We start from the raw sequence: 14,810 nt of genomic DNA on the forward strand, positions 1-14,810 counted from the left end.
CCCGGTGCTGCAAGGTTGGGCATTCTGCAGACAAAACAGACGGATGAGGGCAGGCAGTGAGACAGTCTAAGGTTAAGGTGGTGGGCCATGGTTGAACCGCTTGTCCTGTTGCCGGGCATGATGTGTGATGCGCGGCTGTATGCCCATCAGTTGCTGACTCTGGGGCGTGATCGGGCCGTCATGGTGGCGCCGATCCATCTGGGGGAGCGGGTGGAAGAAATCGCCTCGGGCCTTTTGGATCAACTGCCGCAACGGTTCGCGCTGGCGGGATTAAGCATGGGCGGTATCATCGCGATGGAGATATATCGCCGTGCGCCCGACCGTGTCACCCGGCTGTGTTTGATGGATACGGATGTGCAGGCCGATACGCCGGTGATTGCGGCCGCGCGTGAACCAATGATTGTCGGGGCCAAGGCGGGACGGTTGGACGAGGTTCTGCGCCAAGCTATGCAGCCCGAGTATCTGGCTCCGAATGCCAACAGAATGCAGACCTTGGAACAAGTGTACGCTATGGGGCGCGATATGGGGGCTGAGGCCTTTGTGCGCCAATCACGAGCGCTGCAGCGCCGACCAGATCAACAGGGGACACTGCGCAAGATCAAGGTACCCACGTTGGTCCTGTGTGGTGCTCATGACGCGTTGACGCCGGTCAAGCGTCACACATTTATGGCAGAGTTGATCCCCGGCGCTGAGTTGCAAGTGATTGATAATGCAGGTCACTTACCAACACTTGAGACACCCGATATTGTCACACGGGTTTTGTTGACCTGGTTGCAGCGAAGTCAGTAAGTCGGGGGTGCTCCCGCCCGTCGTCAATGTTTCTGGCGAAACATCTCCTCCCGTTGGGCCAGGCTCACGCGGGCTTTGCCCGCGTGAGCCTGGCCCCCTGCCGTCCGCAGGACGCAAGGCCGACAGGCCGCGCAGTGTGCAGGCTTTGATGGTGTCAGATGTAAAGAGCTTTGCGCTCAGCTTTGTCGATGACGCGGGGCTCTACCACAGGCGCACCACTGTCAGCATCAAAGAACGGCGTGTTTTTCCACCGTCCCGACAGGCGCGATGCCGCCATGCGCTTGATCAGAGGCCATGCGGAGCGATAGGCGGACTCGTGCTTTCGACTGCCATCTGCTGCAGGAACGAACCCTTTTGAAACCACTGGTCCCAGACTGCCTGGATCATCAAAGCGCTGGGCGTTCATTCCGGCAAAGGGTGTTTTGGCAGATTTCAATGTGGTGCAAATCGGCGTGTTGCAGCAGTTTGCATACCAGCGAAACATGCCATTGGGGCTGAGGCGGATAGCCGCCAGATGCTCGGTCCCTTGGTCGATGACCACGGTCTCGGGGCTGAGTTGAAAGATATCGACAGGGCCGGGCGCTGGGTCGGGTTGCTGGAAAAAGCGTTCGCTGGCCCGGCAATCAGCACAGTAGCAGACCACATGCGTACCTGCCCGTACGCCGTTGGCTGTGACGTGCCCTTTGAGCGCACCACAGCCGCACGAAAAGCCCAAAGGGGCCGTCATGATCAGGCAGCCGTGTTCTTGTTGGCCGCTTTCGGAGCCGCCTTGCGCGTCGGTGTGCGCTTGGCGTTGGCGTTCATGAAATCGATGACCAGCGGACGGATGTTGTCTCGCCAGCTGCGGCCCGCAAAAATACCATAGTGACCGGCACCCGGCTCAACGTGGCTTGCTTTTTTGCTGTCCGGCAGCCCAGTGCACAAGTCCAATGCTGCAATGCACTGACCGGGGGCAGAAATGTCATCATTTGCGCCTTCGACGGTCTTCACCGCAACATTGGTGATCTTGCCCATATCGACCTTGTGGCCATTCACCACAAACTCGTTCTTGGCAATCTCGCGGTTCTTGAACACGCGCTCGACGGTCGACAGGTAGAATTCGGCAGGCATATCCATGACGGCCAGGTATTCATCATAGAAGCGGTTGTGAGCATCGTGATCCGACGCTTCCCCGCGCATGACGCGCTGGATCTGGTCCGAGAACGCTTTGGAGTGACGTTCGGCATTCATCGACATGAAGGATGTCAGCTGCAACAGGCCCGGATAGACCATGCGGCCCACGCCTTTGTACTTAAAGCCAACACGCTGGATCATCGTCTCTTCGAGCTGGCCCATGGTCACGCGACGGCCAAAATCGGTCACTTCCGTGGGGGTTGCGTCCGGGTCAACAGGGCCGCCGATCAGGGTCAGCGACAGGGGCTGTGCATCCGGATCCTGTTCAGCAAGATAGGCGGTCGCCGCCAGTGTCAGCGGCGCTGGCTGGCATACGGCGATCACATGGGTATCGGGACCCATTTCGCGCATGAAATCAACCAGATACTGGGTATAGTCCTCGACATCGAATTTGCCGGCCGACACCGGGATGTCGCGCGCATTATGCCAATCGGTGACATATACCTCGCAATTGACGATCAGGCTTTTGACCGTGGACCGCAGCAGGGTGGCATAGTGCCCGGACATCGGCGCCACCAGCAAGACCTTGCGGGGCTGTTCTTCGCGTCCGTTCACCTTGAAATGCACCAGATCGCCAAAGGGGCGTTCCACCACCGATGCGATGTCGACCAGGTGGTCTTTTCCGTCTTCGCAGGTGAAGGTGCGGATACCCCAATCGGGTTTGACGACCATGCGCTGATACGTACGTTCCGTCACTTCGCCCCAGGCTGCCATCCAGTTCAACGCAGGGTTTGGCATCATGGAAAAGACCGGGTACGATGCTAATGAGTTCGCCGATGCGCCAAGCCATTGGTTGGTGTTGCGCATGGTCTCCATGAAGTCGTAGGTCAACATATAGCGCATAAATGGGTCTCCTAATTGATAGCACCGAACAGTTCGGACCATTCGTCGCTTTGTCCCCGCAAACCCACGACGTTATTCTGCATAGCAGCGAGATTAAGAGGGTTTCCTTAAAATGACAACTAGCCAAGACACCGCACCGGAATTGACCGGCGAACATATTGATCGGCTTAAGGAAAATATGACCAAAGTCGAAGCTCTGTCGAAACGCCTTGTCGAGATCATGGCGCAGAAAACGCCGCACAACCCGGCTTTGGATGGTCCGAATCAAGAACTTTTTGCAAAAGCAGCAACGGCCTATTGGAACGACGCAATTCACAACCCTGCCAAGCTGTGGGAGCAGCAGATCGAGTTCTGGGGAAAATCTGTGCTGAACTTTGCCGAGGCGCAGAAAGCCATGGCCCAAGGCAATATCGAAGCCCACGAAGAGGCCCCCAAAGATCGTCGGTTTGCCAACCCCATGTGGGACACCAACCCTTACTTTCATTTGATTAAACAACAGTACCAAACCAACGCCGAAGCCATCTCGCAGGCCGTGGCAAACGTTCAGGACGATCTCGAGCCCAAAGATCGGCGTCGACTGGCTTATTTTTCGCAACAGATCATTGATATGATGGCGCCCACCAATTTCCTGGCGACCAACCCCGATGCCTTGGAGCGAGCGGTTGAGACCGAAGGGCAATCCCTGATCAAAGGGCTGGAGAACCTGGTTGCCGATCTTGAGGCCAACGATGGCGAACTGGTTGTGCGCTTGGCTGACGAAAGCGCCTTTGAGTTGGGCGGCAACATTGCCACCACACCGGGCGAAGTCGTGTACCGCAATCGGATGATCGAATTGATCCAGTACAGCCCGGCCACGGAAACCGTGCATGAGACACCAATCGTTCTGTTCCCGCCCTGGATCAACAAATTCTACATTCTCGACCTGAAAGCTCAGAACAGTCTGATCAAATGGGTGACCGATCAGGGCTATACGCTCTTTGTTGTCAGTTGGGTGAACCCGCAGGTCGAATTGTCGGATGTCGGCATGGAGGACTACATCCAAGAAGGGTTCTTGGCCGCAATCGACACAGCAAAAGAGATCTGCAAGGTCAAACAGGTCAACGCCGTGGGATATTGCATCGCGGGCACCACGCTGAACCTGACGCTATCCCTGCTCAAACAGCGCGGTGACAAGTCGATAAAGTCAGCAACGTTTTTCACCACATTGACGGATTTTTCGGAGCAGGGGGAGTTCACGCCCTTTTTGCAGAACGATTTCATAGACGGGATCGAGGAGCAGGTGAGCAAGGATGGCATCCTGCGGTCCTGGGTGATCGGACGTACTATGTCGTTCCTGCGGTCCAACGACCTGATCTATACGCCGGCCATTCGCAGCTACATGCTGGGCGAGACACCGCCCGCGTTTGATCTGCTCTATTGGAACGGTGACGGGGCAAACCTGCCTGCGAAGATGGCGATGCAATATTTACGCGGTCTGTGTCAGCGCAACGAATTCGTGACCGAAGGGTTCGAACTGATGGGGCACAAGCTGCATATCAGTGATGTGGACGTGCCGATGATGGCGATCACCTGTCAGACCGACCACATAGCTGCCTGGAAGGATTGCTATCGCGGCGTACAGCAAACGAGCTCGCGCTCGAAAACCTTCGTGGTTTCCGAGTCAGGTCATATCGCCGGCATCGTGAACCCGCCGAGTAAAAAGAAATACGGCCACTACCTGAACCCCGACCTGAAGGGGGATGCCGATACCTGGATGAACGAGGCGGATTACCACGAAGGCTCGTGGTGGCCGATGTGGGAAGCCTGGCTGAAGAAGCGGTCTGGCAAGCAGGTTCCAGCGCGTGAACCCGGCGATTCGAAGCATCCGCCCCTGTCACCGGCGCCGGGAACCTATGTTGCCGTCAAGGCAAGTGGTTGATTTTATGAGATAAGCGAAGTTTTTTCTGCATCGCAGCAATAAAATTCTTGAAATGCTGCGATGCAGAAAGCATATTCCTCTCAAGCTGATGAACACCGGGGTGGGCCCGGACAGCAAAGAGGATTAAGACAATGGCAAAGACCCAAGACTTTACCGCGATCATGAAAGACGTCATGGGCGCATTCCCCGTCGACACCACCGCAATGGAAGACGCGTTCAAGTCGACCGCGACCCTGAACGAAAAACTGTCGGGCGTTGCTCTGGAAGCTGCTGAGAAATCGGCCGAGATCTCGAACAAATGGACCAAGGACACCCTGGCCAAGCTGAACGAAGTTTCGAAAGCCAAAACCGACCCGGCCGACTATGCCAAAGCTGCAACCGACTTCGCATCCGCGTCGGCCGAAGTTGCTGCTGAAAACATGGCTGCCTTTGCCGAGATCGCGAAGAAAGTTCAGATGGACACCGTTGAGTTGTTCATGGCTGCCGGCAAAGACATCACCGAAGACGCAACTGCTGCTGTGAAAAAGGCCACCAACGACGTGACCGCCGCAGCCAAAAAAGCAGCTGCCAAGTAAGCGACAGAGCGGGTCGCACCGAACCCTCTCCTCCCACTTTTTTGGTGCATCCCGTGCAGGGCAGGTCAAACGACCTGCCCTTTCTTTTTGGTCCGGGGCCGGATCTGCTGACGCGCAAGTCAATAGCTGACCTCTTTTCTTTTGTTCTGCGCTCGCATAGGCTCTTGCTGCAATGCATCATTCCTGGGGAGGAAACTCGGTGGCAGAACAAGAAAAACCACTGCTGATCAAGCGCTATGCCAGCCGACGGCTCTATAATACAGAAACCAGCGATTACGTGACGCTCGAAGATATCGCGGGCTTTATCCGAGACGGGCGCGAGGTTCAGATCGTTGACCTGAAAACCGGCGATGACCTGACACGACAATATCTGCTGCAAATCATTGCCGAACATGAAAGCCGGGGCGAGAACGTGCTGCCGGTGAATGTGCTGAACGATCTGGTGCGCAGCTATATGGTGCCCGGCGGGGGAATGATGCCCCAGTTCCTGCAATCGTCATTCGAGATGCTGCGCGAAAGCCAGTCCAAGATGATGGAGAACATGAACGCCATGAACCCGATGGCCCAGATTCCCGGGTTCGAGGCCATGCAAGCCCAGCAAGAGGCGTTTCTGAAGGCGATGACTGGTGGTCTGTCCACCAATTGGTCGGCCCCGGATCAGTCTGAAAGCGCCAAGTCCGACGAGGGCGGCGAGGATCTGGACGAGATCAAGAAGCAACTGGCGGATTTGCAGAACAAGCTGTCAAAGCTGAGCTGATTTACCGGCCTTCAAGTTCAAAGCCGCGCACGGAGACGAGCGCGGTTTTTTGGTGTTCCGAGGGGCTCCCGCCCGTCGTTGGTGTTCCTGACGGAACGCCGCCTCCCGTTGGGCCGGGCGCCGCGCGGCGCGCGGCGCGGGTGGCGTTTGGTGCAGACGGAGCGCGCCCTCAGGTGCCGTAACAGCGTACCGGACCTGCTGTTTCGGCTATCGCGGCCAGCAGGATATCGGCAATCGCATCCAGCTCGTCTCGGGACAAGGCGACTGGCAAGCGCACGTCGCAGGCGCGCATCAGCATCGCGCGGGTCTGCGGTAACTCGGGCAGATTGGGGATGAACTGCCAGTTCCAGAAGGCCCGCGCGTTGTCATCGCTGAGCCCAAAGACCTGTACCTTGACGCCTCGGGCCTCTGCCGCTTGGGCAAACTGGCGTGTTTCGGCCTCGTCCAGTCCCTGCAAGTTGAACTGGATCGAATCCGGGGCGCGACGTTCAGGGGCAAGCGGGGCGGGCACGGTGATATAGGGCGAGGTGCCGAGCCGTGCGGCTACATAGTCGTGGTTGGCCAGGCCGTCGGTTACACGGCGCGCCAACTCGGGCAGCTGCGGTCGGATCACGGCGGCACTGAGGTTGCTCATCCGCAGGTTATACAGCGGCAGCTGGTTCTGCCATTTGGCAAAGCTGTCCTGTAGCACCGGATGTTTCTTCCAGTTGTGCTCATAAGCTCCAGACATGATGATCGCGCGCGCCACCAGATCGGCGTCATCCGTGATCAGGATGCCGCCTTCTCCTGCGTTGATCATCTTGTAGGACTGAAAACTGAAACAGCCGATCTTGCCGATGGTGCCGATGTTCCGCCCGTTCCAAGTGGTGCCAAGCGAATGGGCTGCATCTTCGATCACGGGAATGCCGCGCGCATCACACTGGGCCATGATGGCATCCATGTCCGAGGTGTGGCCGCGCATGTGGCTGATGATCACGGCTTGCACATCGGGCAGCTTGGCTGCGAAATCGCTCAGATCGACGCGGTAACTGTCGTTCACCTCGCACAGGACCGGCACGCAGTCGGCATGCACGACCGAAGATGGCACAGCGGCAAAAGTGAAGCCGGGGATCAGGACGCGGGCATCACGCGGCAGGCCAAGCGCCTTGAGCGATAGAAAGAGAGCAGCCGAGCAGGACGACACTGCCAGGGCGTATTTCGCCCCCAGCAGATCCGCAAACTCTTGCTCTAGCAAGGCAACCGGCGCGTCCTGTGGCGCGGTATAGCGAAACAGGTCACCAGAGCTCAGCAAGGCGTCGATGGCGTCACGGGCCGCGGCGGGAATGGGTTCGGCCGCATGCACATTCGGGGGCAGTGTCATATTTCAAAATCCTACAGGGTCCCTTTGGGAAACCTAAAACAAACCCTGTGACCTGCCAAGCCAAAGTTCTGTGACACGATGCAAGTTTCTTGGTGAGATGACGCGATTTCCGGGTTGTACGGCATGTGTCCGTTCCCAGGCCAGTTGTGTATCCTGACCCTGCCGTTTGAGGTTTTGAAAGGACGTGAGGAATGATTGCCTATGTGACAGTCGGCGTTGACGACATCACCCGCGCAGAGAGGTTCTATTCGGCGTTCCTGCCCGCATTGGGGTTTGAGTTGGAATGGTATCATGGGGATCTGAGCTATGCCTTGCCGGTTGAACCGGGAAAGGCGCCGACTTCGCCCGACTTTTACGTCAAATCGCCGTTTGACGGGCAGGGCGCGTCGGCCGGGAATGGCACGATGGTGGCCTTTGAGGCGCGCAATCAGCAGCAAGTGCGCGAATTGCATGCTGCGGCCCTGGCCGCAGGGGGCACGGACGAGGGCGCGCCGGGGTTTCGGGCTTCATACGGGGCGAATTTTTATGTGAGCTACCTGAGAGATCCCCAAGGCAACAAGATCGCCTTGTTTTCGAGCGACCCGGATGATCTCGGGCGGGATGGGTAATGCAGGCGCATCGGCGGTCGGTGCCCAAAAAGAACCCGCCGCCGGAGAGATCCGGGGCGGGTCAGTTCGATACCTCCAGTCAAAACTACAGGGATCAGACGTTCAGCAGCAAATGCTCCCGCTCCCAGGGCGAGATCACTTGCAGAAACTCTTCGTATTCAGCGCGTTTGACGATGGAATAGACGCGCGCAAACTCGGGTCCCAGCACTTTGTGCAGGGCCTTGGCACCGTCAAACATATCCAGCGCTTGGCCCAGAACCTGTGGGATGTCGCCTTCGCCCTCATAGGCATCGCCATAGAACTGACGGCGCGGACGCATCTGTTCTGTCAGACCCAGATAGCCACAGGCCAGGGACACGGCGATGCCCAGATAGGGGTTGCAGTCCATACCCGCGATCCGGTTTTCCACCCGGCGCGCCTCGGGTCCTGACAGGGGGACGCGAATGCCGGTTGTCCGGTTGTCGCGCGCCCATTCCAGATTGATGGGTGCGGCGTGGTCTTTCACATAGCGGCGGTATGAGTTCACATAAGGCGCCATGACCGCAAGGCCCGAGGGCAGGTGGTTCTGCAGCCCCGCGATGAAGTGATAAAACGCGTCCGTCTCGCCGCCCTGAGGGCCCGAGAAGATGTTTTGACCCGTTTCGATGTCGATGATCGAGTGGTGGATGTGCATCGCACTGCCAGGCTCATCCTCGATCGGTTTGGCCATGAAAGTGGCGAAACAATCGTGGCGCAGCGCGGCCTCGCGGATCAGGCGTTTGAAATAGAACACCTCATCCGCCAGCTTGACTGGATCGCCGTGCAGCAGGTTGATTTCCAACTGACCGGCGCCACCCTCTTGGGTGATGCCGTCGATTTCAAATCCTTGGTGTTCGGCAAAGTCATAGATGTCGTCGATCACCGGACCAAACTCGTCCACGGCGGTCATCGAATAGGCCTGACGTGCCGCTGCTGGCCGACCTGAACGGCCCATCATCGGTTCGATTGCCTTGGCGGGGTCGACGTTGCGGGCAACCAGAAAGAATTCCATCTCGGGGGCCACAATCGGCTCCCAGCCTTGGTCCCGATAGAGCTGAACCACGCGTTTGAGCACATTGCGCGGCGAATAGGGGATCGGGTCGCCGTCGCGGTCATAGGCGTCGTGGATCACCTGCAGCGTCCAGTCGCCTGTCCAGGGCGCGGCCGAGGCTGTGTCCATGTCCGGTTTCAGGATCATGTCCTTTTCGATGAAACCGTCCTCGCCCGCGGCCTCACCCCAGTCGCCGGTGATGGTCTGATAGAAGATGCTGTCGGGCAGGTGAAAGTAGTCCTGTTTGGCGAACTTGCTGGCTGGCACCGCCTTGCCGCGGGCGATGCCGGGAAGGTCCGAGATCACGCATTCAACTTCATCCAAGCGCCTCCCGTCCAAATAGGTTTGCGCTGCTTGCGGAAGATTGTCTTTCCAATCGGTCATGCTGCACCTGCTTTAGCAAAGAAATGGGCCATCTCTTGCCCGATCTGAGGGCTGTCGATGGGGTTTTCCAGACGCGTCACGGCCGCGTCCAAAAGGGGATCGGGGACCAGCCCGCGCCCGCGTGCCTTGATCAGCCCGTCGACAAAGTCGTTGCTGAATTCGGGGTGGGCTTGAACCGTCCAGATCCGATCGCCATAGGCCAGCATCGCGTGTTTGCACATCGCATTGCTGCCCAGAACCTGCGCACCTTCGGGCAGTTCGGTAACCTGATCCTGATGCCAGGCGTTGATCACGACTTGCCGGTCGCCATAGTCGTATTCGGTTGGACCAACGACCCAACCGCAGCTGAATTTCTCGACTTTTCCCCCCAGGGCCTGGGCGATGATCTGGTGGCCAAAACAGACCCCAATCATGGGAATGCCCCGCGTGTGGATATCGCGGATCAGTTGCTCTAGCGGGGGGATCCAGTCGTGGTCCTCATAGGCGCCATGCTTTGATCCGGTCAGCAGCCAACCGTCGCAGGCGTCAGCGCCGTCCGGGAATTCATTGTCCACTACAGCATAGGCGGCATAGTCAAAGTCATGCCCGTGTCCGTCCAACAGGCGTGCAAAGATCTTGTCATAGTTGCCCGTCTCGCCGATCAGGGCGTCCGGGGCGTGGCCGGTTATCAGAATACCGATTTTCATGGGTCACCAAATTTGATCAAATTTTACGATACCCGAGCAAGGGAGCGCTCGCAAGGGTGTCAGACGGTTTCCAGATAGCTTAGCCAGTGACGTTCCGTCGGGCGCTGTGCAAAGAGCGCGATTTCCTGTCGCTTGGTCATGGCCATGTTGCGGATCAACCCGGGCGACAAGATACGCGCGACAATGGCGCTGTTTTCGAACTGTTCGACGGCTGATGGCAGGGTCGGGGCAAGCTGTGGAACACCATCCAGCGCATAGGCGTTTCCAGTGATCGGGGTCGGCGGCTCCATCGCGTCTTCGATCCCGACCATGGCAGCACCCAAGATGGCAGCCAGCATGAGGTACGGGTTGGTATCACCTCCCGCAACGCGGTGCTCGATCCGGCGCGCGGCTGCGGCACCGCCTGGAATGCGCAGTGCGGCGGTTCGGTTCTCATAGGCCCAGCACGCGCCGGTGGGGGCGTGGGCTCCGGGCACCAGCCGGGTGTATGAGTTCCCGTGAGGAGCAAAGATCAGCGTGCAATCGGGCATCGCGGTCAGACATCCAGCCACCGCATGTCGCAGCAGATCGGTGCCTTCGGGGCCGCCGTTGTCCAGGACATTGGTGCCATTTTCGTCAACAATGGAAAAATGCACATGCATCCCGTTGCCGGCATCATCAGCATAGGGTTTGGCCATGAAGGTTGCTGCAAACCCGTGTTTGCGGGCCAAACCGCGCACCAGAACCTTGAACAGCAGCGTATCATCGGCACATCGCATTGCATCCTGGTGGTTCAAGTTGACTTCGAACTGCCCGATGCCCGCCTCTGAAATTGCGGCCTGTGCGGGGATGTCCATCTGGGCGCAGCTCTCGTAAAGGTCCGAAAAGAAGCCGTCAAAGGCGTCGAGTTCCGTCATGGACAGCACGGCCTCATCTTCAAGCGCGCGGCCTGAAATGGGGTTGCGCGGTGGTTGTGGGGCCTCGCCACTGTCGTCGAGCAGTGTGAACTCCAATTCGGTCGCCGCGATGACGGTCCAGCCGCGCGCGGCGTAGCGGTCCAGCACATCGGCCAGCGCGTGGCGGGGATCGCCATCAAAACGCGTGCCGTCATCGTGATACAGCGCCATGGGTACCAGCGCCGAAGGCCGTGTCAGCCAAGGCATCGGCACCGCCCCCCGCTCGGTCGGGCGCAAGACACCATCGGCATCACCGCTTTCGAACACCAGCGGGCTGTTTTCGATATCCGCGCCCCATAGATCCACATTCAGTGCCGAAAACGGAATGCGGACGGCGCCCTTGTCCAGCTTTCCGGCATAGGCCGCGGGAACCCGTTTGCCGCGCAACTGCCCATTCAGGTCAACGGCGGCGACGCGAAAGGTGTCGAACTGTGCAAGGTCCATGGGACGCTCCGTTATAGTTTGTCGACAGATAACCGAGCTGGAGGGGTCTTGTCACTAGATTTGATCAAATTTCGAAGGGCAGCAAACTGCGCCGTGTTAAACAGGATAGGCGCGGTTCAGGGTCTGTTGTGCCAACCGCAAAATTTTCTTGTCGGATGTTCTGGCCAGATCACGCGCGGGTCCCGCCCCGTTGAAGGCGACCAGAACGGGTTCATCAATATAGGGGGCAAGGTTGAGCCACTGATTGAATTGCCCCGGTGGCAAGCCGTTTTCGGGTGTGAGGATCCATGTGGCATCGGCATCCCAGAACACCGTGTCATAGCGCAGATAGACCTTATCCAGCAGTCCCATGCCGAGCCTCTCAATCGCTGCCCGTTTCTGTTTGGGCAAGGCAGGGACAAAGCGGATGTGATCGGTTTTCAGAACGCCCAAGGGCACGGTGACGATGACGGCATCGACCCCGGTTTCCTGACCTTGCGCGTCGCGCAATCGTACTTTGGTCGGCGTCGTCTCGATCTTGCGGATGTCCGTGTTCAGGCGAATGTCCAGGCCACGATCAAAGGCGCGCAAAATTGCATCATACCCTTTGGGGAATATCCACTCTTCCCCGTCGTAGTCATTGTCTGTTGCATATGCCAGCAAGTTCATTTGGTTCAAACTGGCCCCGGCGTCGTGCTGAACCTCGGTCACTTCGTCAAGCCAATCGGGGGCGTCGGCGTCGCGCATCAAGCGCCCGCCTTGGCCGCGCAGGACGTAGCTTTCGTCGGTGGTGCGATGAGGCATGCCTTGGGATCTGGTCAAGCGGGTCAAAGGGTTGCCATCTGTGCCGTGCAGCCAACTGGCCCCAAGGTCAAGCGGCAGACCCAACCGCCTGTCTGTCCAAATTCGCCCGCCCGTGCGATTGCGGGCCTCAAGCACGACAACATCTGCGCCCGCCTCCGACAGATACCGCGCGGCAGCCAGGCCGCTTATGCCTGCGCCGATGATGGCAATGCGTTTGTGCCCGATACGGGCGGCGGCCTTGCCTGCGAACTGCCCCGATTCCAAAGCCGCATGAACGGTGCCGTTGTATTCGGGATGCGCGGCCTCACCGGCAAAGAAGATCCTCTCGCCCACAGGTTCAGCCAAATCACCAGAGTGCCGGCGGCGCGATCCTTTGGCGAAGAACGAATATGAACCCAGGCTATAGGGATCACGGCTCCAGTTGGTGCGGATATAGCCATTGGCTGAGCGGCCCTGGGTCGCCATTGCAGGCAATGGAGTGAACCCTGCCGTGGCTGTTGCACAAAGTTGCGCGAGAAAGGCACGACGCTTCATTTCCTAACCTCCATTGGTCCCTTCATGGGCGTAGCATGATGGGGTGAGGCCGGGAAGCCATGCGGGCCATCTGTGGATGGCTGTTCTAGCGCACCAGGTTTGGCCGAAACCGCATCTTGGCCTTGCGAGCCTTGGGCAAGTGGCGGTTCAAACGCGTGTTGATCAGCCCGAAAACACCCACGATCACAAGCGTCAGCAGGATGAAATAGAACGCCAGGATCGGGTACGGCACAAACGGATTGAATGTCTTGTCCGCGAAATAACTGGCGTAATAGAGCGCATCGCCTTTTTGCCTCCAGGCCGGGAAGGCTGAAAAGAACACGAGCGTCGTGGCGTGGAACAGAAAGATCGCCTCGTTCGTATAGGCGGGCCAGGCCAGCCGCAGCATGGTGGGCCAGATGATGCGGCGAAACCGCGACCAGCCCGACATGCCATAGGCATCCGCCGCCTCGACGTCGCCCTTGGGGATCGAGCGCAGCGCGCCGTAGAAGATCTCACCCGAATAGGCGGCAGTGTTGAAGAACAGCACAATCAGCGCCCCCAGCCAGGCCGAGGTGAAGGCGTCGAACATTGGATAGGCCTTCTTCAACGACAGGAAGAAGAAGTAGGCAAAGAAGAACTGGATGAAGAGCGGCGAGCCCCGGAAGATGAAGATGAACCATTCCGAAGGTTTGCGCAGCCAGATGTTGCTCGATGCCTTGCCAAGCGCCAGGGCAGTGGCAAAGAAAAACCCGGTCACCAGTGCCATGGCGCCGAAATAAACGTTCCAGATCATGCCCGAGCCGATCAGGGTGAACTGTTCGCACAGGGTAAAGTCGGTCTTGGGCAGCAGGCGCTCGCCATAGCCAAGGGACCGCAGGCCATAGTCCTGGATGGTCTGAAAACAGCTCATGCCCGGTCTCCTTGCAAAAGAGACCGCGCGCGCGAAAGCGACTGCAACGCAGTCGCGTGCGGCGCCCATTGGCAATTCTTGCGAAGAGGGATCATACTGTTGCCTCCTTGCGCTGTGCTTCGCCACCGGTGGTGGCCTGTCCGTGGCTGAGCTTTTGCATCAGACGCTCCAGCGCGATCTCGGACACACGGGTGAAGGCCAGGTAGAATACCAACAGGAACAGGAAGTACCACATGCGCCAGTCGCCATGCGGATAGGCGGTGAACTTGGATGTCTTGGTGCCACCCAGTTCGCGCGCCCAATAGACGATGTCTTCGACACCCAGCAGGAACAGCAGCGGCGTGGCCTTGATCAGCACCATCCAGAGGTTCGACAGGCCGGGCAGGGCATAGACCCACATCTGCGGCACGAGGATGCGCCAGAAGGTCTGGCGGCGGCTCATGCCATAGGCTTCAGCCGTTTCCAGCTGGGCATGGGGCACGGCACGCATGCCGCCAAAGAGAACGTTTGCGGCAAAGGCGCCAAAAACGATGGCAAAAGTGATGACGGCGAGGAAGAAGCCGTATGTTTCATGCACCCATTCGGGTGACGTGCCTAAGGGCAGTTTGGCCTGCGCGCAGACCAGGAAGTCATTGCCCTGCCGGATCGGATCGGTCCAATCGGGGCAGAGGATCTGGTGCCGCGTCCATTCGAATGCCTGATCCAATGCGATGACAAAGAACAGGAAAAACGCGATGTCCGGCACGCCACGCACGATGGCGATGTACCCTTTGCCCAGCCAGCTGACGGGCGGAATATGCGACCGGGCCGACATGGCCCCCGCAAAGCCAAAGGCCAGCGCCACGGGTGCGGTGATGGCCAGCAAGGCCAGAACCTTGATGAAGGACAGGTAGAACGACATGTGCACGCCGTTGGTCAGATAGCACGAGAACCAACGAAAGGTGCCAAGCGTGTCGGGATCGGCGCAGTAGGAAAACATCAAGTCAGCCTTGGGCGGGGCAGGTTTGGCGATCGGGGGTGATCAGCCACAAAAAACCGGCAAAAGAAACGGTCCCGCGCG

14 protein-coding genes are annotated in these 14,810 nt (G+C 58.6%); 5 read left to right on the plus strand and 9 right to left on the minus strand.

Annotation, left to right across the window (positions count from 1 at the left end):
- Nucleotides 1-87 precede the first annotated feature (87 nt).
- The gene (locus tag TRL7639_RS15535; RefSeq protein WP_085796760.1) at nt 88-789 is read left to right on the plus strand and encodes an alpha/beta fold hydrolase; all 702 of its coding nucleotides are present in this window, start codon (nt 88-90) and stop codon (nt 787-789) included.
- Nucleotides 790-943: 154 nt separating this feature from the next.
- Here TRL7639_RS15535 and TRL7639_RS15540 read toward each other — a convergent pair whose 3' ends face one another.
- On the minus strand, nt 944-1,516 hold the full coding sequence (locus TRL7639_RS15540; protein ID WP_085796761.1) for a DUF6151 family protein: 573 nt from the start codon (nt 1,514-1,516) through the stop codon (nt 944-946).
- Nucleotides 1,517-1,518: 2 nt separating this feature from the next.
- The gene (gene phaZ, locus TRL7639_RS15545) at nt 1,519-2,805 is read right to left on the minus strand and encodes a polyhydroxyalkanoate depolymerase (RefSeq protein ID WP_085796762.1); all 1,287 of its coding nucleotides are present in this window, start codon (nt 2,803-2,805) and stop codon (nt 1,519-1,521) included.
- 112 nt (nt 2,806-2,917) lie between these two features.
- On the opposite strand from phaZ, the gene TRL7639_RS15550 reads away from it, so the two are divergent.
- From TRL7639_RS15550 to phaR, 3 genes are all read left to right on the plus strand, one after another.
- Nucleotides 2,918-4,723 carry a PHA/PHB synthase family protein gene (locus tag TRL7639_RS15550; protein ID WP_085796763.1) on the plus strand — a complete coding sequence of 602 codons (1,806 nt, stop codon included), beginning with the start codon at nt 2,918-2,920 and terminating at the stop codon, nt 4,721-4,723.
- 131 nt (nt 4,724-4,854) lie between these two features.
- Nucleotides 4,855-5,298 (plus strand): phasin family protein, encoded by a 444-nt coding sequence (locus tag TRL7639_RS15555; RefSeq protein ID WP_085796764.1) that lies wholly within the window; start codon nt 4,855-4,857, stop codon nt 5,296-5,298.
- 199 nt (nt 5,299-5,497) lie between these two features.
- Nucleotides 5,498-6,055, plus strand: a complete 558-nt coding sequence (phaR, locus tag TRL7639_RS15560) for a polyhydroxyalkanoate synthesis repressor PhaR (RefSeq protein WP_085796765.1) — start codon at nt 5,498-5,500, stop codon at nt 6,053-6,055.
- Nucleotides 6,056-6,224: 169 nt separating this feature from the next.
- Here the strand turns inward: phaR and TRL7639_RS15565 are convergent, their stop codons facing one another.
- A complete protein-coding gene (locus tag TRL7639_RS15565; protein ID WP_085796766.1) occupies nt 6,225-7,415 on the minus strand; it encodes a DegT/DnrJ/EryC1/StrS family aminotransferase in 1,191 nt (396 codons plus the stop codon).
- 191 nt (nt 7,416-7,606) lie between these two features.
- Here TRL7639_RS15565 and TRL7639_RS15570 point away from each other — a divergent pair, with 191 nt between their 5' ends.
- On the plus strand, nt 7,607-8,023 hold the full coding sequence (locus TRL7639_RS15570) for a VOC family protein (protein WP_085796767.1): 417 nt from the start codon (nt 7,607-7,609) through the stop codon (nt 8,021-8,023).
- A gap of 94 nt (nt 8,024-8,117) precedes the next feature.
- Here the strand turns inward: TRL7639_RS15570 and TRL7639_RS15575 are convergent, their stop codons facing one another.
- From TRL7639_RS15575 to TRL7639_RS15600, 6 genes are all read right to left on the minus strand, one after another.
- A complete protein-coding gene (locus TRL7639_RS15575; RefSeq protein WP_085796768.1) occupies nt 8,118-9,476 on the minus strand; it encodes a glutamine synthetase family protein in 1,359 nt (452 codons plus the stop codon).
- On the minus strand, nt 9,473-10,162 hold the full coding sequence (locus TRL7639_RS15580; RefSeq protein ID WP_085796769.1) for a type 1 glutamine amidotransferase: 690 nt from the start codon (nt 10,160-10,162) through the stop codon (nt 9,473-9,475). The genes TRL7639_RS15575 and TRL7639_RS15580 overlap by 4 nt, the downstream gene beginning before the upstream one ends.
- Before the next feature lie 59 nt (nt 10,163-10,221).
- Nucleotides 10,222-11,541: a glutamine synthetase family protein gene (locus TRL7639_RS15585; protein WP_085796770.1), complete on the minus strand. Its 1,320-nt coding sequence runs from the start codon at nt 11,539-11,541 to the stop codon at nt 10,222-10,224.
- 96 nt (nt 11,542-11,637) lie between these two features.
- Nucleotides 11,638-12,858: a flavin monoamine oxidase family protein gene (locus TRL7639_RS23505; RefSeq protein WP_085796771.1), complete on the minus strand. Its 1,221-nt coding sequence runs from the start codon at nt 12,856-12,858 to the stop codon at nt 11,638-11,640.
- A gap of 85 nt (nt 12,859-12,943) precedes the next feature.
- Nucleotides 12,944-13,750: an ABC transporter permease gene (locus tag TRL7639_RS15595; RefSeq protein WP_085796772.1), complete on the minus strand. Its 807-nt coding sequence runs from the start codon at nt 13,748-13,750 to the stop codon at nt 12,944-12,946.
- Between the two features lie 91 nt (nt 13,751-13,841).
- On the minus strand, nt 13,842-14,729 hold the full coding sequence (locus TRL7639_RS15600) for an ABC transporter permease (RefSeq protein WP_085796773.1): 888 nt from the start codon (nt 14,727-14,729) through the stop codon (nt 13,842-13,844).
- Nucleotides 14,730-14,810 lie beyond the last annotated feature (81 nt).

Origin of the sequence: Falsiruegeria litorea R37 (assembly GCF_900172225.1) — a bacterium.
Taxonomy (GTDB): Bacteria; Pseudomonadota; Alphaproteobacteria; order Rhodobacterales; family Rhodobacteraceae; genus Falsiruegeria; species Falsiruegeria litorea.

Excerpts from the sequence above, each read along its gene's own strand:
- TRL7639_RS15565 (WP_085796766.1), bottom strand. The coding sequence starts at position 7,415 with ATGACACTGCCCCCGAATGTGCATGCGGCCGAACCCATTCCCGCCGCG.
- TRL7639_RS15535 (WP_085796760.1), top strand. The coding sequence starts at position 88 with ATGGTTGAACCGCTTGTCCTGTTGCCGGGCATGATGTGTGATGCGCGG.
- TRL7639_RS15550 (WP_085796763.1), top strand. The coding sequence starts at position 2,918 with ATGACAACTAGCCAAGACACCGCACCGGAATTGACCGGCGAACATATT.
- TRL7639_RS15575 (WP_085796768.1), bottom strand. The coding sequence starts at position 9,476 with ATGACCGATTGGAAAGACAATCTTCCGCAAGCAGCGCAAACCTATTTG.
- TRL7639_RS15580 (WP_085796769.1), bottom strand. The coding sequence starts at position 10,162 with ATGAAAATCGGTATTCTGATAACCGGCCACGCCCCGGACGCCCTGATC.
- TRL7639_RS15540 (WP_085796761.1), bottom strand. The coding sequence starts at position 1,516 with ATGACGGCCCCTTTGGGCTTTTCGTGCGGCTGTGGTGCGCTCAAAGGG.
- TRL7639_RS15595 (WP_085796772.1), bottom strand. The coding sequence starts at position 13,750 with ATGAGCTGTTTTCAGACCATCCAGGACTATGGCCTGCGGTCCCTTGGC.
- TRL7639_RS15600 (WP_085796773.1), bottom strand. The coding sequence starts at position 14,729 with ATGTTTTCCTACTGCGCCGATCCCGACACGCTTGGCACCTTTCGTTGG.
- phaZ (WP_085796762.1), bottom strand. The coding sequence starts at position 2,805 with ATGCGCTATATGTTGACCTACGACTTCATGGAGACCATGCGCAACACC.
- TRL7639_RS15555 (WP_085796764.1), top strand. The coding sequence starts at position 4,855 with ATGGCAAAGACCCAAGACTTTACCGCGATCATGAAAGACGTCATGGGC.
- TRL7639_RS15585 (WP_085796770.1), bottom strand. The coding sequence starts at position 11,541 with ATGGACCTTGCACAGTTCGACACCTTTCGCGTCGCCGCCGTTGACCTG.
- TRL7639_RS15570 (WP_085796767.1), top strand. The coding sequence starts at position 7,607 with ATGATTGCCTATGTGACAGTCGGCGTTGACGACATCACCCGCGCAGAG.
- TRL7639_RS23505 (WP_085796771.1), bottom strand. The coding sequence starts at position 12,858 with ATGAAGCGTCGTGCCTTTCTCGCGCAACTTTGTGCAACAGCCACGGCA.